The organism is Actinomadura montaniterrae (assembly GCF_008923365.1).
In the GTDB taxonomy this organism is placed as follows: Bacteria; Actinomycetota; Actinomycetes; order Streptosporangiales; family Streptosporangiaceae; genus Spirillospora; species Spirillospora montaniterrae.
Genome location: NZ_WBMR01000034.1, coordinates 38,053 through 62,131 on the forward strand (window position 1 = coordinate 38,053; position 24,079 = coordinate 62,131).

The 24,079-nt window shown below is 75.0% G+C and carries 17 protein-coding genes; 5 read left to right on the forward strand and 12 right to left on the reverse strand.

Features of this window, described 5'->3' with window-relative positions; translation table 11 throughout:
* Nucleotides 1-8 precede the first annotated feature (8 nt).
* The gene (locus tag F9B16_RS14985; RefSeq protein WP_151540665.1) at nt 9-413 is read right to left on the reverse strand and encodes a nuclear transport factor 2 family protein; all 405 of its coding nucleotides are present in this window, start codon (nt 411-413) and stop codon (nt 9-11) included.
* A 91-nt stretch (nt 414-504) separates the two neighbouring features.
* Between F9B16_RS14985 and F9B16_RS14990 the strand changes: the two genes are divergently transcribed.
* Nucleotides 505-1,077, forward strand: a complete 573-nt coding sequence (locus F9B16_RS14990) for a TetR/AcrR family transcriptional regulator (protein WP_151540666.1) — start codon at nt 505-507, stop codon at nt 1,075-1,077.
* A gap of 21 nt (nt 1,078-1,098) precedes the next feature.
* On the opposite strand, the gene F9B16_RS14995 is transcribed toward F9B16_RS14990, so the two are convergent.
* Nucleotides 1,099-3,759: a DUF4132 domain-containing protein gene (locus F9B16_RS14995; RefSeq protein WP_151540667.1), complete on the reverse strand. Its 2,661-nt coding sequence runs from the start codon at nt 3,757-3,759 to the stop codon at nt 1,099-1,101.
* A gap of 97 nt (nt 3,760-3,856) precedes the next feature.
* Between F9B16_RS14995 and F9B16_RS15000 the strand changes: the two genes are divergently transcribed.
* Complete coding sequence (locus F9B16_RS15000) at nt 3,857-4,654, forward strand: aminotransferase class IV family protein (protein WP_151540668.1); 798 nt, start codon at nt 3,857-3,859, stop codon at nt 4,652-4,654.
* A gap of 153 nt (nt 4,655-4,807) precedes the next feature.
* The gene (locus tag F9B16_RS15005; RefSeq protein WP_151540669.1) at nt 4,808-5,356 is read left to right on the forward strand and encodes a TIGR03086 family metal-binding protein; all 549 of its coding nucleotides are present in this window, start codon (nt 4,808-4,810) and stop codon (nt 5,354-5,356) included.
* A 12-nt stretch (nt 5,357-5,368) separates the two neighbouring features.
* Here the strand turns inward: F9B16_RS15005 and F9B16_RS15010 are convergent, their stop codons facing one another.
* The 6 genes from F9B16_RS15010 to F9B16_RS15035 form a co-directional block, all read right to left on the reverse strand.
* Nucleotides 5,369-6,148: an SDR family NAD(P)-dependent oxidoreductase gene (locus F9B16_RS15010; protein WP_151540670.1), complete on the reverse strand. Its 780-nt coding sequence runs from the start codon at nt 6,146-6,148 to the stop codon at nt 5,369-5,371.
* A 60-nt stretch (nt 6,149-6,208) separates the two neighbouring features.
* Nucleotides 6,209-7,591, reverse strand: a complete 1,383-nt coding sequence (locus F9B16_RS15015) for a sigma-70 family RNA polymerase sigma factor (RefSeq protein WP_151540671.1) — start codon at nt 7,589-7,591, stop codon at nt 6,209-6,211.
* 11 nt (nt 7,592-7,602) lie between these two features.
* Nucleotides 7,603-8,847 (reverse strand): PP2C family protein-serine/threonine phosphatase, encoded by a 1,245-nt coding sequence (locus F9B16_RS15020; RefSeq protein WP_151540672.1) that lies wholly within the window; start codon nt 8,845-8,847, stop codon nt 7,603-7,605.
* Between the two features lie 118 nt (nt 8,848-8,965).
* Entirely contained in the window at nt 8,966-10,027 is a 1,062-nt protein-coding gene (locus F9B16_RS15025; protein WP_151540673.1) for an acetate/propionate family kinase, read from the reverse strand.
* An 88-nt stretch (nt 10,028-10,115) separates the two neighbouring features.
* The gene (locus F9B16_RS15030) at nt 10,116-12,542 is read right to left on the reverse strand and encodes a phosphoketolase family protein (protein WP_151540674.1); all 2,427 of its coding nucleotides are present in this window, start codon (nt 12,540-12,542) and stop codon (nt 10,116-10,118) included.
* A 74-nt stretch (nt 12,543-12,616) separates the two neighbouring features.
* Nucleotides 12,617-14,221 carry a gamma-glutamyltransferase gene (locus F9B16_RS15035; protein ID WP_225991640.1) on the reverse strand — a complete coding sequence of 535 codons (1,605 nt, stop codon included), beginning with the start codon at nt 14,219-14,221 and terminating at the stop codon, nt 12,617-12,619.
* A gap of 441 nt (nt 14,222-14,662) precedes the next feature.
* On the opposite strand from F9B16_RS15035, the gene F9B16_RS15040 reads away from it, so the two are divergent.
* Nucleotides 14,663-15,937 (forward strand): amidase, encoded by a 1,275-nt coding sequence (locus F9B16_RS15040; protein WP_151540675.1) that lies wholly within the window; start codon nt 14,663-14,665, stop codon nt 15,935-15,937.
* Here the strand turns inward: F9B16_RS15040 and F9B16_RS15045 are convergent, their stop codons facing one another.
* The 4 genes from F9B16_RS15045 to F9B16_RS15060 form a co-directional block, all read right to left on the reverse strand.
* A complete protein-coding gene (locus tag F9B16_RS15045) occupies nt 15,938-17,479 on the reverse strand; it encodes a toprim domain-containing protein (RefSeq protein WP_151540676.1) in 1,542 nt (513 codons plus the stop codon).
* 71 nt (nt 17,480-17,550) lie between these two features.
* On the reverse strand, nt 17,551-20,259 hold the full coding sequence (locus tag F9B16_RS15050) for an AAA family ATPase (protein WP_151540677.1): 2,709 nt from the start codon (nt 20,257-20,259) through the stop codon (nt 17,551-17,553).
* A 106-nt stretch (nt 20,260-20,365) separates the two neighbouring features.
* Nucleotides 20,366-21,331, reverse strand: coding sequence for a serine hydrolase (locus F9B16_RS15055; protein ID WP_151540678.1), 966 nt, complete (start codon nt 21,329-21,331; stop codon nt 20,366-20,368).
* The gene (locus F9B16_RS15060; RefSeq protein ID WP_151540679.1) at nt 21,328-22,290 is read right to left on the reverse strand and encodes a LysR family transcriptional regulator; all 963 of its coding nucleotides are present in this window, start codon (nt 22,288-22,290) and stop codon (nt 21,328-21,330) included. Before F9B16_RS15060 ends, F9B16_RS15055 begins: the two co-directional genes overlap by 4 nt.
* Before the next feature lie 108 nt (nt 22,291-22,398).
* Between F9B16_RS15060 and F9B16_RS15065 the strand changes: the two genes are divergently transcribed.
* Entirely contained in the window at nt 22,399-24,048 is a 1,650-nt protein-coding gene (locus F9B16_RS15065) for a penicillin-binding transpeptidase domain-containing protein (protein WP_151540680.1), read from the forward strand.
* Nucleotides 24,049-24,079: the final 31 nt, after the last annotated feature.

Genomic DNA, 24,079 nt, shown 5'->3' on the forward strand with positions numbered 1-24,079 from the left:
TCGCGCGATCAGGACGGGGCCGGCAGCGATCCGGCTCCGACGTAGTCGCGGAAGAGCACGATCCGGCCGTCGCGGATCCGGAAGACCTGGATGCAGGGCACCTCGAACGGCTCGCCGGTCGCGACGACCCGGCCGACGGTGGTGAGCTCCATGATCACGACTTCGGGGTCGGTGGTGCGGTGGACGTCGCGGACGCGCAGGTCGCGGATCTCCAGGTCCGGCCGGCCCGCCTTCGTGGAGAACGCGCGGATCTCGTCGCGGCCCTCCAGCCGGTCCGGCAGTCCCGGGCCGCCGAACGGCAGCTCGATGACGCCGTCCGCTGCGAACAGGTCCGCGAACGCCTCCATGTCCCGGTTGATCAGCAGGTCCCGCCGCCGTTCGAGGACTTCCAGGGGTGTCGCCGGTGCGCTCATGGCCGCTCCTTCGTTCAACGTGCGTTGTATGACTGGTTCAACGAATGTAGAACGAAATGGGCGGCCCGGTCAACGCTCATAGAATGAGAAGGTGAGCACTCCAGGGGGCGGGTCCCGGGCCGAGCAGCGGCGCGCCACCCAGGCCCGCATCCTCGAGCACGCCCGCCGGATCTTCGCCGACGCCGGCTACGACCGGACCACCATCCGCGCGGTCGCCACCGCCGCGGGCGTCGACCCCGGCCTGGTCATGCACTACTTCGGCAGCAAGGAGAAGCTCTTCGCGCGGGCCATCGAGGCGGGCGCGAGCTGGATGCCCGGCGGCACGGCCGACGAGGTCGCCGAGCAACTGCTCGACCGGCTCCGCACCTCGCTGGCCGAGGAACCGGTGGAGTCGCTCGCCCTCCTGCGGTCGATGCTGACCCACCCGGAGGCCGCCCGCGCGTTCCGGTCCGCGGCGCGGCTCCGCAAGGAGGGGATCGGGCAGGCCATCCCCGACGAGGACGCCGACCTGCGGGCAGCCGTCGTCAACGCGATGCTGATCGGGATCGCCCTCGGCCGGCACCTCATCGAGCTCGACCACCTGGCCGACGCCGACCCCGAGCGCGTCGTCGAGATCCTCCGCCCGGCCGTCTACGCCATCACCAAGGCCGAGCAGCCCGAGTGACGGCGCCGCAGGGCGCCCCGCCTACGCGGGCACAGCCTGAGCGGCGAGATCGTGCAGGGTGAGGAGCAGTTCGGACGCCTCGACGTCGTCCAGCTCCCCGAACGTCGCCTCCGCGAGATGGGGATCGGACGCCTCGGACCCGGCGATCCAGACGGCGCCGAGGGTCTGCTCGGGCCACTCGGCGGGGGACATCACCGGGAAGCCGGGGCTCACGTCCAGGACGACCGTGCGTCCGGCCACGCCGCGGGTGAGGCAGTGCTGCACGCCCGCGTCCTGCGGCGTGCCGCGCTCCCAGCCCCGGCGTTCCAGGCCCAGCACCTTCCCGACGCCGACCACGGTGCCCGCGACCCGGTCGAGCCGGTCGCCGGCCGCCTCCTCCGCCGTGAACGCGCGGACGGGCCGGCCGAGCTGCGGGAACGGCTGCAGGATCTCGTAGTCGGCGAAGACCTCCGACCAGGCCGCGACGCTCTCGCCCAGGTGCACCGGGTGCGCGATCCGGACCTCGCCGGACTCCGGGAGCGGCAGCGCCTCGTCGTCCACGCCGGCGAACGTGCGGTCCTCGGCGACCCGGAACGCGACCGGAGCGGCCCCGTCCCCGTCGTGCAGCCAGACCAGCCGCCTGACGAGGTGCCACAGCAGCGGATGCCGGACGAACAGCCGCCGGAAGTCGCCGGTCGTCCACCGCCGCTGCCCGGCCATGGCCCGCTCCAGCCGGCCGATCTGGTCGGCGGCGACCGTGCGGACGTCCTTCTTCAGCCCGGTGAACGCCCGGTACGCGGCGGGCGCCGCCTCCGGGTCGTCCTTGGCGCCGGGCTTCGGCAGCGTCTTGCGGAGCGTGCCGCGGCCGTCGAACACGACCGGTCGCAGCTGCTCGTCGAAGCCCACCGTGAACGTCCGCGGGCCGTAGTCGAGCGTCATGCCGCCGCCGGCGTCCAGGCCGAAGTCGGGGACGATCCGGTCGCCGAGCTGGTCCATCGTGAGCCCGCGTTCGTCGGCGACCTCGGTCAGCAGCTGCCCCGCCCGCTTCTTGAGCCGCTTGGGCCGGGCCTTGTCCGCGACGAGGTGCAGCTGCATGACCGCCACGTCCGTGCCGATCCCGGCGAGCACGTCGAGCGCCTTCAGCGGCAGCTGGATCCCGTTCTGGCCGGGCCAGGACCGGGCCATCCCGCCCAGCCGCCGCGCGATCTCGTCGTCGCCGGTCCAGCCGAGCTGCGCCAGTGCCCAGCCGATCCGCGTCGCCTCGCCGGACGCCCGCCACCGGGCGAACAGGCTCCAGCCGAACTCGGCCAGCGACCAGGGGTCGAGCGCGTCGAGCGCGTCCTTGAGTCTCTGGGCGGGCGCGCGCCGCGGGCTCGCCTTGCTCAGGGCCTCGACCAGGTGGCCCGTCGCCGCCGCGGGCAGCGCGTGCTCGCGGCCGCGCAGCAGGACCTGCGGCAGCGCGGCCGGACGCGCCCACGCCGGCGCCCGATTCTTCCCGCCCTTCCGGAGGGCCGCGGGCACCTGGTCGAGCGGCGCCTCGGCCGTGCGCGCGGCTTGGAGTGCGTCGAGCGCCTCCCGGGCCCGCGGGTTCAGGTCCGCCGCCGAGACCAGCTCCGGGTGCGCCTCGAGGTGCGCGTTCAGCAGGCCCGCCGCCAGCGACGACCGCCAGGCGGTGCCGGTGCCGAGTTCCGGCAGGAGCCGCAGCGCCCGGACCGGGAACCGGTCGATCATCGCCTCCATCGCGGGCAGCACGTGCGTCGCGTCGAGCCGGCCGCCCATGATCCGGAACGCCTCGTCGCCCGGGATCCGCGCCAGCGCGTCCACGATGCGGCGCCGCTCCTTCGGCTCCGCGTCGCCGTCCAGCGACCGCGCCAGCACCGGCGCCGCGGCCTCGCCCAGCCCGTCGACCAGGGTGTAGAGCACGTCGGGGTCCCGCTCGCCGGTCTGCAGGACGGCCCAGTCGCCGAGCCGCTCGACCTGCTCGGCGGTCCCCAGCGACCACCACAGCATCTTGGCGCCGGACGAGGTGTAGTACGACGTGCGCGGCGGCGGGTCCTGGCAGCAGTCGTCCACCCAGTCCGTCCGGTCCGGCATCAGGAAGGCCGCGACCAGCCGCCGGACCGGTCCTTGGCGGTGCCCCGCGAGCGCCTGCACGGCCGCGGTCCGGTCGTCTTCGCCCGCGGCCGCCAGGAACGCCCGCATCCGCCGGCCCGCGCGGCCCGCCGCCCAGTGGGCGTGGTCGAGGTCGCCCGTGCCCTCCAGGACGTAGGCCGGCTGCTCCTCGAGCCCGACCGGCCCGCCGTCGCCGGAGACCCAGATCCCCTCGATCTCGGCGAACACGCAGGCGGCGAAGGCGAGCCCGTGCTCGGCCGCGAGGTGGTCGGCCCAGCCGGGGTCGCAGGCGAAACGCGACCTCGACCGCGCCATCGTCTCCACGCGCGCGACCACCGCCGCCCCCAGCGGGGTCGCCTCGCCCTTCAGGTAGGCGAGCCCGGCCTCCGCGAGCCCGGGCACGGTGCCCCGGTGTTCCAGCACCTCGCGGACGAGGGGCTCGGCGGCCTCAAGGCCGTCGCGGACGGCGGCGTGCGCCTCCTGGTCCGGGACGGTCTCGGGCGCCGGGACCCGCCCCCCGTGCCGGGGGAGCAGGTCCTCCAGCCACGCGTCGGGGACGGCCAGGACGTTCTCGGGGCGGGAGGTGATCACGCGGCCCCACGGTAGGGCAGGGGACCGACACCGTAGGCCCGGACGTGTGAGCATGCACGATGAGGGCGGCGATCATTCCGGACCTATGGAGACACCGATGACCACACTCGCCCACCGCAACGGGCACGCGGCGACCACCGGGGAACTGGCGCCGCTCGCCTTCGCGGGCTATGCCCATTTCACCGCCATGCAGGTGCGCGGAGGCCGCATCCGCGGCCTCGACCTGCATCTGGAGCGGCTGCGGTCCGCGTCGGCGGAACTGTTCGGCCGGGCGGTGCCCGACGACCGGGTGCGGTCCTTCCTGCGGACGGCGCTGGAGGCCGGTCCGGCGGACGTCTCGCTGACGGCCACCATGTACGTGGCGCCGGGCGGGTCCGCTCCGGTCGAGGACGCGGAGCCCGACGTCCTGGTCCGCACGAGGCCGCCCGCGACCGGCCCGGAGGGGCCCCTGGCGCTCGCGACGGTCGAGTACGAACGGGTGCTGCCCGCCGTGAAGCATGTCGGCGAGGTGGCCAAGACGTACTTCATGCGGCGGGCCGTCCGGGACGGCTTCGACGACGCCGCGTTCGTCGACCGCCGCGGCCGGCTCACCGAGGCCACGATCTGGAACCTGGCCTTCTGGGACGGCGACGCCGTGGTGTGGCCCGACGCGCCGATGCTGGTCGGCACCACGATGGGCATCGTCCGCCGCCAACTGGAACGGCTCGGCGTGCCCCAGCGTGTCAAGGAGGTGACGCCGGCCGACGTCCCGTCGCTGTCCGGGGCCGTGGTCATGAACTCGTGGACGCCGGGCATCGCCGTCCACCGGATCGGGTCGGCGCCCGTTCCCGACGCGCCCCGCTTCCTGGACCTGCTCCACCAGGCCTACGAGGCCGAACCCCTCACCGAGCCGTGACCAGCGGCTGCTCGGCGGCCCTCGCGGTCACGGCCCGGCTCGATCATCTCCGCGGGCGGCTACGGTCGTGACCGACGAGTTTCGGGCTCCCCGCAGGTCTATATCCCACGGGCCGCGTTCGCGCGGCCGAGGAACCGCACTGCGAGGAGACCGATGATCGACATGACCCCGGCCTGCGACCGGATGATCGACGTGCTGGCGGGCGTCTCCGATGACCGGCTCGACGACGCCACGCCCTGCACGGAGTACACGGTCCGCGACCTCATCCTCCACGTCGACACGGTGTCCGCTGGCTTCGCCGGGCTCGCCCGCGAGGAGCCTCCCGGATCCGGCGGCGCCACGGGCCTCGGCGACGGCTGGCACAAGCGCGTCGCCGAGCACGTGCGGGCGCTCGGCGAGGCCTGGGCCGACCCGGCGGCCTGGGAGGGCGAGACCGAGACGGGCGGCACGACGCTGCCCAACGAGCTGTGGGGCAAGATCGCGTTCACCGAGATCGTCGTACACGGCTGGGACCTCGCCACCGCCACCGGCCGGCCCTTCGCGCTGCCGGACGACACGCTCCGCGCCTGCCTCGACCACGTGGCCGATTTCGTCCCGAAGGCTCCCGTCCCGACCCTCTGGGGGCCCGCCGTCCCCGTCCCCGACGACGCGCCCCTCCTGCACCGCGTGCTGGGCGTCACCGGCCGCGACCCCCGCCGCTGACCACGGGCGGGGTCAGTCGGTGAAGATGCCGCCGGTGGCGTTGACGAAGGTGCCGGTGATGGCGGCGGCGCCGTCGGACGCGAGGAACGCGGCGGTGTCGGCGATCTGGGCGAGCGTGGGGGAGCGGCGGAGCAGGCGCATCTCGTCCAGGCGGGTCAGGAGGGCCTGGAAGGCGGCGTCGTCCATCGGCGGGCCGAACTGGGACAGCTTCTCCGGCGAGAGGGTCTCGGGGAGGCCCGCCGTCCAGATCCCGACGACGCGCACGCCCGCCGGGCCGCACTCCTGCGCCAGGTTGCGGACGAGGGCGTCGAGCGCGGCGTCCGCCGGGCCCGTGCCGCCCATCATCGGGCTGCCCTTCGCCGAGCCGCTGTTCAGCGTGAGGACGACCCCGGAGCCGCGCTCGGACATGTGCCGGGCGGCGGTCCGGGCCGTGATGAAGTTCGCGGTGATCCCCGTCGTGATCGGGCTGACGAAGTCGTCCACGGGCATCTGCGTGAGCGGCATGCCCTGCACGTCGCCGCGCGTGACGAGGTTGAAGGAGACGTCGATGCCGCCGGCGTCGGCGACCTGCCGGGCGTGCTCCTCGACGGCCTTCTCGTCCAGCGCGTCGAGGACGGCCACCTCGGCGCGGCCGCCGGCGGCCGCGATGTCCGCGGCGACGGCGTCGAGGGATGCGCGGGTCCGGCCGGCGAGGAAGACGGTCGCGCCCAGGCGGGCGAAGGTCGTCGCGACGGTCCCGCCGATCGAGCCGCCGGCGCCGTAGATGATCGCGTTCTTGTTCTCCAGGAGCATGTCCGTGTTCCGTTCTCGCGTTGTTGTGGGACGCCTATGGAGACGCGCGCGGCGGGGAAACTAATCGGTCAGCGTCAGCGGCAGCCCGAAGGCGGGGAACAGGTGCGGCTCGAACGAGGTGATCTCGGCGATCAGGCCGTCCTCGATCCGCAGGACGTCCATGACCTGCGCCCGGTAGACGCGGGTGCCGGGCCGCTGCACGTAGCCGCCGAGGGCGAGCTGCCCGTTCGCCCTGGCCGGCAGGTGCCGCCACCGGCCGATGTACGCGGGCGAGGACGGGTCGAACGTCTGCGAGAGCATCCCGATGATCGCGTCCCGGCCGCCGAACCACAGCGGGTTCGGGGGCATGGTGATGCGGACGTCCTCCCGCAGCATCGCGGTCATCGCGGCCGTGTCGCCGTCGACGGCGGCCCGCATGTAGCGGTCGAGGAGCGCGCGTTCGGCCTCGGACGGGTCGGTGCCGCGCGCCCATTCGTCACGCCGTTCCGGGAGACGATCGCGGAGGGCGGGCCGGGCCCGCTGCAGCGCGCTGGTCACCGAGGCCACGGTCAGGCCGAGGGCGGCCGCGGTGTCGGCGGCGGGCCAGCCGAGCACGTCCCGCATGATCAGGACGGCGCGCTGCTTCGGCGGCAGGTGCTGGATCGCGGCGAGGAACACCAGCTCCAGCGTCTCCGCGGTCTCCGCCGCCGCCTCCGGGTCGTCGGGGAACGGCTGCAGCCAGGGCAGGAACGGCGGCGCGGTCACCTCGTTCGACGGCGGGACGGGGGACGGGGCGTACCGCTGCGGGCGGCGCTCGTTGCGGCGCAGGAAGTCCAGGCACGCGTTGGTGGCGATCGTGTAGAGCCAGGTGCGCAGGCTGGAGCGCCCCTCGAACCCGTCGCGGTTCCGCCACGCCTTCAGCAGGGTCTCCTGGACGAGGTCCTCGGAGTCGTCGTAGGAGCCGACCATCCGGTAGCAGTGGACCTGCAGCTCGCGCCGGTGCGGTTCGACGAGCGCCGCGAAATCGATCTCGTCCCCGTCCCGGAGCGGATTCGTCACGGGCTCCGGCGTGACGGATTCCGTGCCGGATTCGGACGTGCCGGATCCGGGCGTGCCGGATTCCGTGAGCGCCGGCGTGACGGAATGCGTGACGGATTCCGTGACGGCAGCCGGGACGGACCGCGTCGCGTCCGCCGCTACGCGCGCGATGCGGCGCAGCCGCCCGATCGACGACGACAGTTCCCGCACGTCGGCGTAGAACGGCTCGGGGCGTTCGGGCGCCAGGCTCCGCACGCGCCGCTCGATGTCGGAGATCAGGTCGTGGACGGCGTCGCCGCCGCCGGCCCGCCGCGTCCGGTACGCCTTCTGCCGGCACGCGGCCGAGCAGTACACCGACGCCCGCCCGGGCCGTCCGTCCGGGCGCGGCAGTGCCTTCCCGCACACCCGGCACGCGTTGTCCGCCATGCGCCCAGAGCCTAGGGCAAGGGCTCCGCGGCCGCCGGGCCGTCCAGGGCCCGGCGCAGAAGGAGCAGCGCGACGTCGTCCTCGGCGCGCTCGCGGCCGATGAGCGCACCCATCACCGCGGCGGCGACCTGCTCGGGCGGGTCCGCGCGGACGGCGCCGCACAGCCGTGCGATGCCGCTGTCGACCGAGTCGTCCCGCCGCTCGATGAGCCCGTCGGTGTAGAAGCACAGCAGCGCTCCGGGGGGAAGCTCCACCACCGTCGTGTGGCGGGCCGTGGTCTCGTCCAGTCCGATCAGGAGGTCGAACTTCATGTCGACGGCCTCCGCCGGACGGCCGGGCAGGGCGAGGACCGGGGGCGGGTGGCCGGCCGAGGACAGCCGGACCCGGTCCAAGGCGGGATCGCACACCGCGTAGAGCACGGTCGCGGTCGCGTCGGGCTCGAAGTGCATCATCTTGCGGTTGAGCTTGCCGAGGGCCTCGGCCGGGTCGGTCGTCTCCAGCGCGTACGAGCGCAGCGCGCTGCGCATCCGGCCCATCACGACGGCGGCGCCCAGCCCGTGCCCGGCCACGTCGCCCATGACGATGCCGATCTCGCCCGCGGGGAGGTCGAAGACGTCGTACCAGTCGCCGCCGACGCTCTCCTTGCCGGGACGGTAGCGCGCGGCCAGCTCGAGGCCGGGGATCTCCGGGAGCCCGGACGGGATGAGGCTGCGCTGCAGTTCCAGGGCGCCGGCGCGTTCGGCGCGGCTCGTCAGCGACTGCACCGCCAGGGCGACGCGGGCGGCGGCGAGCTGCAGGAACTCGGTCTCGTCCGCGGTGAACCGGCGCGGCGCCAGGGTGCCGACGTGCATGACCCCGACCAGCCGCCCGCCGCCGATGAGGGGGACGCCGAGCAGGGAGTGCAGGCCCCGCTGGACCAGCAGCGGGTTGTAGACGGTCGCGTGGGGCACGTCGGGGATGTAGACCGGGATCCGTTCGGCGGCGACGCGTCCGGCGAAGCCCTGGCCGACGGGGACGCGCACGCCCTGCGTGACCTCCTCCTCGAGGCCCTTCGCGGCGGCCGCTTCGAGGAGCCGGGCCCGCCGGTCCAGCAGGAGCACGGCCGCGGTGTCGACGCCGAGGATGTCGCGGACGCGGTCGAGCAGGGTGTCCAGGAACTCCTCGACGCCCATGTGCGCGAAGGCCTCATCGGTGATCGCCTGGATGTTCTCGAGCTTGCGCGCGAGGCTCTCCAGGGCGTCCGCCGGTCTCTCCATCCCGGTCATCGTATGCGCGATATCCGGCGCTTTACCGGTATTGGTGCAGGTTGGAGGATGTCATTGCCCTCCGGGCGGCCACCGGTGGCGGGGGCGCCGGCGGCGCGTCCGGCGCGGGTCAGCGGAGGCACCGGCGGACCCCGTCGGCGATCTCGAGGTCCTCGCGCGCGGTGACGACGAGGACGCGCACGGCGGAACCGGGCGCGGTGACGTCGGCGTCGCCGTGCGCGCCGTCGTTGCGGGCGGGGTCGACGGACACGCCGAGGAAGGCGAGGTCCTCGGCGAGGCGGTGCCGGACGGACGGGTCGTGCTCGCCGACGCCGCCGGTGAAGACCAGCGCGTCGAGGCCGCCGAGGGTGGCGGCCATCGCGGCGGCGCAGGCGCGCAGCCGGTGGTGGTAGACGTCGAGGGCGGCGAGCGCGACGGCGTCGCGGGCCTCGGCGCGCTCGCGGATCTCCCGCATGTCGCCCGTCCCGGCGAGCCCGCGCAGCCCGGACCGGCTCTCGAGGGCCTCGTTGACCTCGGACGCCTCGACGCCGTGCTTGATCAGCCACAGCGGGATGCCGGGGTCGACGCTGCCGGCGCGGGACGCCATGACGAGCCCTTCGAGGGGCGTGAAGCCCATCGTCGTGTCGACGGAGCGGCCGTCGGCGACGGCGGCGAGCGACGCGCCGGACCCGAGGTGGCAGATCACCGTCCGGGTCGGCAGCGCGCCGAGCATCTCGCGCGTCCGGCGGACGGCGTAGGAGTACGACAGGCCGTGGAAGCCGTAGCGGCGCAGGCCGAACCGCTCCCGCCACTCCGCGGGCAGCGCGTAGGTCGCGGCGGCGTCCGGGAGCGTGGCGTGGAAGGCGGTGTCGAAGCACGCGACGGCCGGGACGCCGGGCAGCGCGGCGGTGATCTCCGACAGCGCGTGCAGCGACGCGGGCTGGTGCAGCGGCGCGAGGTCGGCGAGCGCCTCCAGCCGTTCGGTGACCGCCGCGTCGACGACGACGGGCTCGGTGAAGCCGGTACCGCCGTGCACGAACCGGACGCCGACCGCGTCGGGCGCCGGCATGTCCGCGACCATCGGGGCGACCTCGTGGCGGGCGCCGGCGTTCTCGGTGACGACGGAGCCGTCCGGGTCGATCATGCTCAGCTTCAGGCTGCTCGACCCCGGGTTCACGGTCAGGATGCGCATCGCGGTCCCCCTAGTACGGCTCTCTGGTACGGCTCTGCTTCAGCAAGGCCACGTCTTCAGTAAGGCCCGTCTTCAGTAAGGCCCGTCTTCAGTAGGGCCAGGTCCAGTCGCGGACCTCGGGCGCGTCCTCGCCGTGCTCGCGGGTGTAGGCGCGCAGGGCGAGGCGCTGGTCGGCCATGCGCTGGCGGATGTGCGCGACGCGCCCGCCGAGCGACGGGACGCGGTCGATGACGTCCATGACGAGGTGGAAGCGGTCCAGGTCGTTCAGCATGACCATGTCGAACGGCGTGGTCGTGGTGCCCTCCTCCTTGTAGCCGCGGACGTGCAGGTGGTCGTGGCCGTGGCGGCGGTAGGCGAGCCGGTGGATCAGGTACGGGTAGCCGTGGAACGCGAAGATGACCGGTTTGTCGGTGGTGAAGAGCGCGTCGTACTCGCGGTCCGGCAGCCCGTGCGGATGCTCGGTGTCGGGTTCCATCCGCATCAGGTCGACGACGTTCACCACCCGGACGCGCAGGTCGGGGAACAGCTGGCGGAGGATGTCGACGGCGGCGAGCGTCTCCAGCGTCGGGATGTCGCCCGCGCACGCCATGACGACGTCGGGATCGGCGCCGCCATCGGTCGACGCCCACTCCCAGATGCCGATGCCGCGCGTGCAGTGCGCGATCGCGGCGTCCATCGGCAGCCAGTTCAGCGCGGGCTGCTTCCCCGCGACGATCACGTTGACGTAGTCGCGCGAGCGCAGGCAATGGTCGCCGACCGACAGCAGCGTGTTCGCGTCCGGCGGCAGGTACACCCGGACGATCTCGGGCTTCTTGTTCATGACCACGTCGAGGAAGCCCGGGTCCTGGTGGGTGAAGCCGTTGTGGTCCTGCCGCCACACGTGCGACGACAGCAGGTAGTTCAGCGACGCGATCGGCCGCCGCCACGGCAGCCGCCGCGTCACCTTCAGCCACTTCGCGTGCTGGTTGAACATCGAGTCCACGATGTGGACGAACGCCTCGTAGCTGTTGAACAGGCCGTGCCGCCCGGTCAGCAGGTAGCCCTCCAGCCAGCCCTGGCACAGGTGCTCGCTGAGCACCTCCATGACCTGCCCGTGCGGGGCGAACAGCCTGCGGGGGGACGACCCCCCGCGCCCCCCGCCCGGCTCCGCCGGGATCTCATACTCGTCCGTCGGCAGCCGCTCGCCCTCGAAGACCCGGTCGGTGGCCGCGAAGACGTCGCCGAGCCGGTTGGACGCCGTCTCGTCCGCGCCCATGATCCGGAAGTTGGACGGGTTGCCCGCCACCACGTCCCGCAGGAACGTCCCGAGCACGCGGGTCGCCTCGGACGTCGTCGTCCCGGGCTTGCCCACCGGGACGGCGTAGTCGCGGAAGTCGGGCAGCTTCAGCGGGCGCAGCAGCAGCCCGCCGTTCGCGTGCGGGTTCGCGCTCATCCGCCGCTCGCCCTCCGGCGCCAGCCCGGTGAGCGCGGGGAACGGGCGGCCCTCCTCGTCGAACAGCTCGCCGGGACGGTAGGAGCGCAGCCACTCCTCGAGCAGCGCGAGGTGCTCGGGGTCGTCGCGGACGCCGGTGAGCGGCACCTGGTGCGAGCGCCAGGTGTTCTCGACCGGCAGGCCGTCGACGACCTTCGGGCCCGTCCAGCCCTTCGGCGACCGCAGGACGATCATCGGCCAGCGCCGCCGGGCGGTGTCGCCGCCGTCGCGGGCGGCCCGCTGGATGCCGGCGATCTCGTCCAGGGCCTGGTCGAGGGCCAGGGCCATCTTCCGGTGCATCGACTCCGGCTCGTCCCCGCTCACGACGACCGGCCGGTACCCGTAGCCGTCGAGGAGCTGGACGAGCTCCTCCTCGGAGATCCGCGCCAGGACCGACGGGTTCGCGATCTTGTAGCCGTTGAGGTGCAGGATCGGCAGGACGGCGCCGTCCCGCACCGGGTCGAGGAACTTGGTCGAGTGCCACGACGCCGCGAGCGGCCCCGTTTCGGCCTCGCCGTCGCCGACGATGCACGCCACGACCAGGTCCGGGTTGTCGAACGCCGCGCCGTACGCGTGCGCGAGCGAGTAGCCCAGCTCGCCGCCCTCGTGGATCGAGCCGGGCGTCTCCGGCGCGACATGGCTCGGGATCCCGCCGGGGAACGAGAACTGCCGGAACAGCCGCTCCATGCCCGGGCCGTCCCGCGACACGTCCGGGTACACCTCGCTGTAGGTGCCCTCCAGCCACGCGTTCGCGACGGCCGCCGGCCCGCCGTGGCCCGGCCCCATGATGTAGATCATGTCGAGGTCGCGGGCCTTGATGACCCGGTTCAGGTGGGCGTAGCAGAAGTTCAGGCCGGGCGAGGTGCCCCAGTGGCCGAGCAGTCGCGGCTTGATGTCGCTCCGCCGCAGCGGCTCGCGCAGCAGGGGGTTGCCCAGCAGATAGATCTGCCCTACCGAAAGGTAATTCGCGGCTCTCCAGTACACGTCGATCCGCCGGACCTCGTCATCGGACAGGGGGGTGGACGCGGTCACGGCCTCGGTCATGGCGCGGTCCCTTCGGTGGTCGGCATACGCCCGGGAAGGATCACGTCCCCCCTCTGACTCCCGTCAATCCCCGCTCAGCGGACGCGGGGGAGCGTGAAGGGGCAGGGGCCGTCGCCGCGGAGGCCGCCGCCGGGACCGGCCTCGATGAGGTGCGCCTCGCCGAACTCCTCGTCCTCCGCCGCCGCCCGCACGAGGTGCCCGTAGCGGGGCAGGTGCCGCGCCCACGCGTCCGGGGCCCCGGCCTGCAGGTCGAGACGGATCGGGGTGTTGCCCTGCGGCGCCTCGAACGGCCCGAGCCCGCCGGCGAGCCGCCAGCGGGGCGCGGCGAGCGCGTCCTCGGCCGCCGCGCCGCGCAGCAGCCGCACGAGGATCTGCAGGTCCACCTGCGGCTGGACGCCGCCGCCGGCGCAGCCGAGGACCGCCCGGAACGTGCCATCGGGGCGCGTCGCGACCACCGGGACGAGCGTGTGCGGCGGGCGGCGCCGCGGCCCGTACTCGGCGGCCGAGCCGGGCGCCAGCGTGAACCCCGCGCCGCGGTTGTGGAGGTTGATCCCGGTTCCGGGCTCGAAGAGGAGCGAGCCGAGTCCGGTGCCGTTCGACTGCTGCAGCGCGATGGACATGCCCCGGTCGTCGACGACGCAGACGCAGGCGGCGTCGCCGGACTGGACCGTTCCGCGGCGGCGCCAGTGCCGGGCCGGGTCGATCGCGGCGCGGAGCGCGTCGATGCGGTCCGGGCGCAGGAGCGCCGCGGCGTCCGCCTCCCCGCCGCCGTCGGAGGCCGCGAGCACGGACTCGGCGAGCAGGTGCGCCCAGCCGGGGTCGGCGGGATCCGGCAGGTCGAACCCGGCGGCGACCGCCAGGGCGGCGAGCAGCACGTGGCCCGGCGAGTTCGGCGGGGCCGTCCACACGTCGTGCCCGAACGCGCGGACGCCGAGCGCGGGCACCCACTCCGCGCAGGGCTCGGCGAGGTCGGACGGAGCGTAGAGGCCGCGTCCCATGCGGAGGAGGCCGTCGCCGAACTCGCCCTGGTAGAACCCGGCGCGCCCGTCCGCGACGACGGCCCGCAGCGCGCGGGCGATCCCCGGCCGCTTCACCTGCTCGCCGGGCCGCGCGGGCCACGCGAGCCCGTCGCCGCCCGGGGCGTCCCGGCAGGCCGCGACGAGGCCGGGCGAGGCGGTGAACCCGCGCTCGGCGTGCAGGATCGCCGACTTCAGCACCTCGGCGAGCGGCGTCCGGCCGTGCCGGGCGTGCAGCGCGAGCCAGCCGTCCACGCAGCCGGGGACGGTCACCGACCGCAGGTCGTGCCGGACGGGCATCCGGCGGCGGCCCTCCGCGCGCAGGGCGGCGGCGTCGGCGCCCGACCCGGCGCGGCCGGAGGCGTTCAGCGCGGCGGGCGGCCCGGGACGGTCGTGGACCAGCGCGAACAGGTCGCCGCCGAGCCCGCAGCGGTGCGGCGCGACGACCGCCAGCACCGCGTTCGCCGCCACCGCCGCGTCGGCCGCGGACCCGCCGGCCCGCAGGATCGCGAGGCCAGCGGAGGACGCGCGGTGGTCGGCGGTGCAGATCATCGCCCGGTCGGCGGTGCCGGTGATCCCCTGCTGATCCCGCGCTTCGGGCGGGAGCCCGGGGGGTCTGGGGGTCCGCCCCCAGAGGCGGTACCGCTCCACCGGCGCGTTCACACTATGACGGTAGTTGCCGCAGCGCCGGGCCGAAAGGCCCAGATGGCGGGCATTGTCAGCGGATTTGACAGGGAGCCGGGGACGCGGTGAGGGCGGCGGGGCGGCCGGGGAGGCCACGGCGGCGGGTGCGCGCCTCAAGACCGCGCCGCCGTGGCCCCGTCCCCCCACCCGGCTGTGGAAGGCACCGGTTACAGGGGCGGCGACCGCCGCGGGCCGCCGCCCCGCCCCCCAGCGAACCGGTGGGAACGCCTCCACAAGGTGCGATGAAGCTTGCCGTGTACCCGCGCGTAGGTTCACGCGTCCGGCGGTCCCGTCGCCGAACGGTCGGATTCCTGCGACGAGCGGGCGACGGCCCTGGCCGGAGGACCGCCGGACGGCGCCTCCCGCGATCGGCGGCGGCGCGAGCGGCACGGGTCCGGCGCGCCGTGCTATGCAGGCGGCATGACGGGATTCTTCGCCGGACGGACGCTCGGCGACCTGGGCCGCGACCTGCGGTCGGGCGCGGAGACGGCCGCCGGGCTGCTCGACCGCGCGCTGGAGTCGATCGATCCGTCCCTCAACGCGTTCGTCACGGTGGACGCGGAGGGCGCCGCGGCCGCCGCCCGCGCCGCAGACGAGGAACTCGCCGCGGGACGCGACCGCGGCCCGCTGCACGGCGTGCCCGTCGCGATCAAGGACATCGTCGACGTCGCGGGCCTGCCGACCGGGATGGGCTCGGCGCACTTCGACGGGTACGTCGCCGACCGCGACGCGGCCTGCGTCGCCCGCCTCCGCGCGGCCGGCGCGGTGATCGTCGGGAAGACCACCACGCACGAGTTCGCGTACGGCGCGAGCGGCGACACGGCGGTGAACGGCCCGTCCCGCAACCCGCACGACCCGTCCCGGATCTCCGGCGGGTCCAGCGGCGGCAGCGCGGTCGCGGTCGCCGCGGGCATGGTCCCGCTCGCCATCGGCACCGACACGGGCGGGTCCGTCCGCATTCCCGCCGCGTTCTGCGGCATCGCCGGGTTCAAGCCCGCCTACGGCGCCGTGCCGACCGAGGGCGTCTTCCCGCTGTCGGTCTCGTTCGACCACGTCGGCGTGCTCGCCGCCACGGCCGCCGACTGCCGGACGGCCTACCGGGTCCTGACGCGGCAGCCGCAGGACGCCCTGGCCGGGCACGACGACCTCCGCGTCGCGTGGGTCGAGGGCGCTCCGGTCGCGGACGAGGTGGCGGAGATCGTCCGCGGGCTGCTCCCCGGCGCGCCCGCCGAACGCGTCGAGCTGCGGGAGCTGCGCCGCGTCTTCGCCGCGATCCAGGACAGCGAGGCCTACGAGGTGCACGCGGAACGCGTCGCGGACGCCCCGGAGCTGTACCAGCCGGCCACCCTCGACCGCCTGCGCCGCGCCGGGGAGACGCCCGGCTGGCGGTACGTCCGCGCGTCCCGGGAGCGGGCGCGGTTCGCCGAGGAGGCCGCCGCGCTCCTGCGCCGCCACGACGTGCTCGCGCTGCCGACCGTCCCGATCACCGCGCCGGAGATCGGGCAGGAGGAGTGCGCGCTGGGCCGGGTGCAGCCGGTGCTGCTGAGCCTGACGTGCGCCTGGAACGTCCTCGGCCTGCCCGCGCTGACCGTCCCCGCCGGGACGGCCGGAGGGCTGCCCGCCGGATTGCAGCTGGTCACGAGCGCGGGCCGGGAGGATCTGCTGTTCGCCCTCGCGGCAGGCCTCGTCCCGTGATCAGCCGCCCGTGAGGTGGTCGGCGAGGACCACGGTCACGAGGGGCGCCGGCAGGCCCGTCCGGGCCGCCAGGCGGACGACCTGCCGGGCCGCCCCGGACGGCCGGGCCGTGATCGGCGAGCAGGCGGCGCGGAGCGCGGCGAGGCGCTGCTCAGGGCTGGTGAGGGAACCGCCCGCGCGCGCCGCCGCCGCGTCCACGACCGCGTCCATCAGCGGGATCGCCGTCCGCAGCGCTTGGAGGAGCGCGTCGCGGCCCTGCGCGGCCAGGACGCCCGCCGGGTCCTGGCCGCCGGGCAGCGAGGCGAGGTCGAGCGGGCCGGCGACCCGGGTCAGGACGTCCCACGCGCGGACGGCCGCGGACCGGCCCGCCGGGTCGTCGTCCAGGGCGATGAGGACGCCCGTGGCGTCGAGGTCGGCGGCGTCCGCGAGGGCCGCCAGGTGCGCGGACGTGAGGGACAGCCCGCAGGTCGCGACGGGCGCGTACTCGGGTGCCCGCGCGGTCTCGACCGCGATCGCGTCCAGCGGGCCCTCGACCAGCACGGGACGCGCGCCCGCCGCCAGCCGCTCCCGGACCTCGTGCAGGCCGTAGAGCAGCTCGCCCTTGTGGAAGAAGCCGGTGTCGGGGCCGTTGAGGTACTTCGGGCCGTCCGCGTCGTCGCGGCGGCGGCCGAGGAACCCGGCGATCGCCCCGTCCGGCCTGCGGATCGGGAACATCGCGCGGTCGCGGAACATGGCGTTGAGCCGTCCCGACGCCCCGCGCCGCGCCAGCCCCGACGCGACGATCGCCTCGTCGGCGTGCCCGAGCGAACGCAGGTGATCGACGAGGGCGTGCGGCGAGTCCGGCGCGCAGCCGATCTGGCGGCGCCGCTGCACGGCCGCCGGGAAGCCGCGTCCGTCCAGGTAGGCGGGCACCCAGCTCGCCTTGAGGCGGGCGCGGAAGAAGCGGTGCGCGTCCGGCAGGACCCCGCCGGACGGGTCGCGCACGCGATCGTGGACGCGGCGGGCCGTCCGCAGGATCCGGTCGCCCGCCTCGGCGCCCGCCCAGAACGCGTTCACCGGGAACACCGGCGGATCCGGTTCGAGTCCGAGCCACGCCAGGACGAGATACGCGACCGAATCGGCCTCCACCGGCGGCAGCCCCCGGCTCAGCTCGCCCGCCAGCCGGTGGACGAGCCCCTCGGGCGGCGCGGGCGGCCCGGCTGGAGCGGGAGGCAGCGGCAGGCCGGTCGTCTGCGCGATGTCGAAGACGGCGTAGGGGCGGCCCGTCCGCGACAGCACGCGGATGCCCGCCTCGCCCCTCCTGACCTGGCGCCCGGCGGCGCGCCAGTCCTCGTACGACCGGACGTCCGTCGCCGCGCGCCACTGCGCGCCGATCAGCAGCGTGTTGACGAAACCGTGGCGGCGCCCGTGCAGGACGGCCCGGTCGAGCCACCACGTCCACGGACGCGTCCCGTCGCGCAGCAGCGACACCTCATGGGCGGCCATGTCGCGCAGCAGCGCGGCCAGGCGGCGCCGGTCGTCCTCCCAGGGGGTGGCGGTCACGGGTCCCTCGCCTTCGTCGGGCCGGCGGGGAAGCCGCCTGAGTCATACCCCGGACGCCGGGAGTACAGGCGTCACAGGTACAGGCCGAAGAACTCCTCCGGGTGGTCCAGCAGCGGCGGCAGGTCCTCGGCGGTGAGGGTGACCAGGTCCTTCTTCGCGGGCGGCTTCGCCGGCCCGCCGTCGCCGCCGGCGCCCACGGCCGCGGACGCGATCCGGTCGGCCTGGTTCGCGACGGCGACGTCCAGCAGGTTGCGCATCAGCCGGCCGTTGCCGAACGACGGGCCGCGCGGCGCGGTCCGCAGCATCGAGCGCAGCGTCTCCTCGGTGCCGGGCGCGAGCCGGAACCCGTCCGCCTCCGCGAGCTGCCCGAACACCGTGATCAGCTCGTCGTCGGTGTAGTCGGGGAAGTGGATCTGCTTGGGGAAGCGGGAGTCCAGGCCGGGGTTGGCGGCCAGGAACTCCGCCATCTCCTGCTGGTAGCCGGCGACGATCACCACGAGGTCGTCGCGGTGGTCCTCCATCAGCTTGACCAGCTCGGCGATGGCCTCGTGGCCGTAGTCGCCCTTCAGCGGCGACTGGGTGAGCGTGTACGCCTCGTCGATGAACAGCACGCCGCCGATCGCCCGCTCGACGAGCCGCCGGGTGCGCGGCGCGGTCTGCCCGATGTACTCGCCGACCAGGTGCGCGCGGGACGCCTCGACCAGGTGCCCGGACGACAGCACGCCGAGCTTCTTGTAGATGCGGCCGAGCAGCCGCGCCACCATCGTCTTGCCGGTGCCGGGGTTGCCGGTGAACACCATGTGCCGCGTCGGCGGGGTGATCCGCAGGCCGGACTCGCTGCGCAGCCGCGCCGCGTGCGTGCCCGCGACCAGCAGCGCGATCTCGTGCTTGACGGTGTCGAGGCCGGTGAGGTCGCGCAGCTCGTGCAGCGGGTTCCCGGCCGACTGCGCGGTGTCGAGCGCGGCCGGGATGTCGCCCTTGCGCACGACGATCTCCGCCCCGCCCTCCGTCCGCTCCCGGACCGCCGCGACGACCTGGTCGGCGAGGTAGGGTGCCAGCCGCGCGTTGCGCAGCGACTGCATCGGCGGCGTCGCCGCCAGCAGCGCGCCCGCCGCCTCGACGGCCTGCCGGGTGGCGCGGGCGCCGAGCCGGTCCAGCGCCCGGCGGAACAGCTCGGCGTGGCCCTGCGCGTCGAACGGCCTGGTCCGCGCGATCCGGAACCGTCCCGGCAGCACCGGGTTGACGTCCCGGATCCGCTCGTCGCCGCCCGCGTCGCACAGCACGACGAGGTTCAGGTCCGGGTGGATCGCGAGCAGCCGGTGCAGCTCGTCGGCGATCGCCTCGCCGTTGCCGGGGTCGGCGACGATGCCGTCCAGCCCGTCGATGATCAGCAGCCGGTCGCCGGCGCAGTCGCGGGTGTCGGCGTGCAGCTTGGCGACCGCGTCCGACAGCCGCTGGCCCGCGTACAGGTTGTCGGTGACCCACAGCGGGTCGCGGCCGAGCGCGAGCGCCTTGCCGAGCTCCTGCGCCGCGTCCCGCTTGCCGGTGCCGTCCGGGCCCGCGATCAGCAGCCGGACGGGCTCCTTGCCGCGCGACAGCGCCTCCAGCGCGGCGGTCAGCTCGGGCTGCCCGACCAGCGTGCTGGCCAGCTCCGCGCGCGCGCCTGCGGCCGTCGCGCCCGTACCGCCGTCCTCGGAGTCGTCGTCGGCGGCGGGCGCCTTGAGGGTCTCGGTGAGCGGGTTGACGACGCGGCGGCGCGGCGCGTACAGGCGCCGGAGGTCGGTCTGGAACTGGCCGACGGGGATCCACTCGGCCTTCGGGAACCACGGGTCGCCGGGCAGGCCCTGGACGATCGCGACGAACCGCATCGCCATGTCGAGCCAGGCGCGGCACGCGTCGGCGGCGCCCGCGACCAGCGCCCGGACGAGCCAGGCGCGGGTGCGCTGCTGCCAGGCGTCGGCCTTGAAGCCGCGGCGCTCGGCCGGGAAGCGCTGCTGCAGGTCGTGGTAGCGGTCCTCGCCGAGGGCGGCGGCCAGCTCCGCCGGGATGTGCTCCATGCTGCCCTGCAGCAGCAGCTGGATCAGGTGCGACTCCGGGGACTCGTCGCGCGGCGCGACCTCCGCGAGGATCCCGTACGCGGCGAGCAGCCCCTCGCAGACCCAGTCGAGATAGCCGACGGGGCCGAGCAGCTCGGGGACGGCGGCGACGATGTCGTCGCCGGCGTGCGCGTGCCAGTGCTCGCGCAGCTCCATCTTGGGCAGGTTCACGTCGCACTCGGGCGGGTCGGAGTACAGCCGCAGCAGCGCCTTGCGGCGCTCCTCCAGCGGCTCGATGCCCTCCAGCACGCCCAGGCACTCGCGGGCCAGCTCGATCGCCAGCTCCCGGTCGGGCGCCTCGATCAGCCAGTCCACCGGCGGGCGCCAGCGGCCGCCCGGCGCGTCCCAGCGGGTCATCCGGGTGCTGAGCGCGCCGGGGTTGGCGAGGTGCCCGTGCAGCAGCCGCTCGGGCAGCTGCGACCACGAGCCCGCCTTGATCGCGCCGCCGCCGGGCAGGAACGCCAGGATGCCGAAGATCTCCGCGGTGACCAGCGAGGCGGGCAGCGTCAGCAGCTTGTGCTCGTCGGTGGTGAGGTCGGCGGCGCGGGGGTCGTTCGCGAGCGCGTCGATCCGCGCCGAGATCTCCTCGAACAGCCCGTCGGGGACGCGCCAGGGCCCGTGCGCGTAGACGTCGAGCACCGGCTCGTCGGTGAGCAGTAGCTCCAGATGCTCCGGCAGCCGCAACGCGTTCCTCCAAGAGAGATCAAAGCAGGGGTACAGCCTACGTTTACGGAAGGAGTGCTGGATTAGCGGTCGGCCGGATCGCCGATATCGGGTCGGCCACGTTCGGTCACCGGCCGGACGCGGTGCGCCGCAGCGCCTCCACGGCCAGCCGCGCCGCCGTGCCGATCACCGCGTCCGCCTGCGGCAGCACCGCGATCGGCAGCAGCGACCGGGTGAACACCGCGACCGCGTACCGGCCGCCGTCCGGGTACTCCACGACGCCGACCTCGTTGCGGACGGTCAGCAGCGTCCCCGTCTTCCCGCTGACCAGCACGTCGTCGTAGGGGAAGCCGGACGACAGCCGGTGCGGCCACACCTGCAGCCCGAACAGCCGCCGCATCGCCGCGCACCCGTCCGGCGGCGCCGCCTCGTCCCGCCAGATCGCGGCGAGCAGCCGGGTCATGTCGCGGGGCGTGCTGCGGCTCGTCCGGGACGGGTCGAGGGCGCGCAGCCGGGCCGCCATGCCGGGCTCGTCCAGCCGCGCCCACACCTCGGGGAACCCGGACGCGCCCGCGTCCGCCATCAGGTCGTCGAACAGCTGCCGGCCGCCGCCCGTCACCACCGTCTCGCGGAGGCCCAGTGCCGCGGCGGCGGCGTTGACCGCGTCCAGGCCGACCCGGTCCAGCAGGGCGTCCGCCGCCGCGTTGTCGCTCACCGTGATCATCAGGCAGGCGAGGTCGCGCAGCGACATCCGCACGTCGTCCAGCAGCGCCGACACCCCCGTCGGGCCGGACGTGCGGTCCCCGGCGGGCAGCGTGACCTGCTCGGTCGGGTCGAGCAGGCCCTCGGCGGCCCGGCGGTGGAACGCGACGAGCAGCGGGACCTTGAACACCGACGCCAGCACCACCGGCGCGTCGGCGCCGGCCGCGACCTCCCGCCCGGTGTCGATGTCGGCCGCGTGCAGGAAGCCGGTGACGCCCGCGTCCCGGAACGCCGCCTCGATCCGCACGGCGGTGTCCCGGGCCGCCGCGTCCCGCGTGCCGCTCGCCTGTGTGCCGGTCCGCTGCGTGCCGGGCCGCTGCGTGCCGGTCATGCCAGGAACCCCGAGGACGGGCGGGACACGACGCGGCGCGGCGGCGCGGCGTCCAGCGGCGCCATCCCGGCCTCGCGGCGCAGTACGGCGGTCGCGACGGCGGTGAAGTCGGCGATGGCGCGCTCGTGCTCGGGGTCGCGGGTGCGCCGCCACGCGCATGACGTCCGCCACACCAGCGGCTCGCCGACCAGCGGCCGCCACGTCACCCCGGCGGAGTCGTCGGTGCGCGGGACGAGCGCCACCGCCGTCCCGGCGAGGACCAGGCCCAGCGCGAACTGCGGATGCCGCGCCTCGTGGACGGCGGGCGGCGCGTACCCGTGCCGGCGGCACGCGGCCAGCGCCTCGTCGTAGGCGCCGGGCGCCTCGTCGCGCGGGAAGACGACCAGGTCGCGGCCGGCGAGGTCGGCGAGGTGCACCTCCGGGGACGCGGCGAGCGCGGCGCCCTCCGGCAGCAGCACCCCGACCGGCTGCCCCAGCATCGGGCCGAGCCCGAGGCCGCGCGAGTCGCACGGATGCCGGACGATCCCGGCGTCGAGCGCGCCCTCCGCCAGCGCGCGGACCTGCTCGGCCGTGCCCGTCTCGCGCAGGTCGAGGCGCAGGTCCGGGCGGCGGTCCCGGAACGCGGCGATCAGCGCGGCGACGATCGGGCCGCCGAGGTCGCTCGGCAGCCCGGTGCGCACCGTGCCGACCTCGCCGAGCCGGGCCCGCTCGGCGACGGAGTAGACGCGATCCACGCGGGTGAGGATGTCACGGGCCTCGTCCAGCAGCAGCCGCCCGGGTGCGGTCAGCTCCACCTTGCGGCTGGACCGGTCGAACAGCCGCACCCCGAGCTCGCGCTCCAGCCGCTGGATCCGCTGGCTCAGCGGCGGCTGGGCCATGCCGAGCCGCTCGGCCGCGCGGCCGAAGTGCAGTTCCTCGGCCACCGCGACGAAGCAGGTGAGGTGGCCGACGATGTTCACGACCAGCGACCATATCAGGATCCATATCGCAGTCACCCGGATATCAATCTTGGACATCTGCGCGCTGACCTGGTGTTGTTGTGCGTCCAACGACCGAAAGGACATGACATGCGCCGATCCCGCGTGGTCGCCGTCGCCGCCGTGGCGGCCGCGGCCGTGCTCGTGGGGGCGGGAGCGGTGTGGTTCCTGCGGGGCGGGGAGGGCCCGGGGGACGCCGCGAAGCGCTACCTGGCGGCGTGGAGCCGCGGCGACTACGCCGCGATGCGCGCCCTCACCGCCGATCCGCCCGCCGACTTCACCGCCCGGTTCACCGCCATGCGCGACGGCCTCGGCGTCACCGCGCAGCACTACACCGTCGCGTCCGTCGGCAAGCCGAAGGGCGACACCGCCGGCGGCTCCTACACCGCCGCGCTGACCCTCGCCGGTGCCCGCACCTGGACCTACGAGGGCGCGCTGCCGCTCACCAAGAGCGGCGGCAAGTGGCGGGTCGCCTGGTCGCCCGAGGTCATGTACCCGGGGTTGGAGGAGGGGCAGAAGCTGAACGCCGCCCGCGCCTGGCCCGCCCGCGCCGACATCACGGCGGCGGACGGCAGCAGCCTCGCCGGGTCGCCGTCCGGGTCCGTCCAGCAGCTCGCCGGGCCGGTCGGGCCCGCGTCCGCGGAGGCCGCGGCCAAGCTCGGCGCCCCGTACCGCAAGGGCGACACCGTCGGCACCGACGGGCTCCAGAAGCAGTACGAGAAGCGGCTCTCGGGGACGCCCGCCCTCGCCGTCCAGATCGTGGACGCCGCCGGCAAGCCGGTGAAGACCCTGAAGCGGTTCGGCGGCGCGGACGGCACGCCGCTGAAGACCACGATCGACCCGAAGGTGCAGGCCGCCGCCGGCAAGGCGCTCGGCTCCGCGGCCAAGCCCGCGTCGCTGGTCGCGCTCCGGCCGTCCACCGGCGAGATCCTCGCCGTCGCGAACAAGCCCGGCGGCTACAACCGGGCCCTGATGGGCCGCTACCCGCCCGGCTCCACCTTCAAGGTCGTCACCGCCGCCGCGCTCGTCGCGGGCGGGATGTCGCCGTCCACCAAGGTGCCCTGCCCCGCCACCACGACGGTCGGCGGCCGCTCGTTCCACAACTACCAGCACGAGGACTTCGGGACGGTCGCGCTGCGCGAGGCGTTCGCGCACTCCTGCAACACCACCTTCGCGCGGCTCGCCGTGGACAAGCTGGGGGAGAAGCGGGTCGCGCAGGTCGCGGCGCAGTTCGGGTTCAACGCCCCGGTCGTCGCCGGGCTGCCCGCCGTCCGCGCCTCGTTCCCCGGCAACAAGGACGACACCGCGTTCGCCGCGGCCTCGTTCGGGCAGGGCGAGGTGCTGACCAGCCCGCTGAACATGGCCGCGGTCGCCGGCGCGGCGGCGAACGGCGTGTGGCGCTCGCCCCGGCTGGTCGACGCGTCGCTGGTCTCGAAGGCGGTGGACGCGGCCGGCCGCAAGGCCGAGCCGCCGCACCGGCTGGAGCCCGCGGTGAAGTCGGCGCTGCACTCGCTGATGCCGGCCGTCGTCAGCGAGGGCACCGCGCGCGGCGTGAACTTCCCGTCCGGGACGGCCGGGAAGACCGGCACGGCCGAGTACGGCTCCGGCGCGAACCCGCCGACCCACGCGTGGTTCATCGGCTACCGCGGCGACCTGTCCTTCGCGGTGATCGTCGAGGGCGGCGGCACCGGCGCGGAGGCGGCCGCCCCCATCGCCGCCGGCTTCCTCAACGCCCTCTGACCGGACCGCGTTCGGTCGTGGGGGGGCGCCC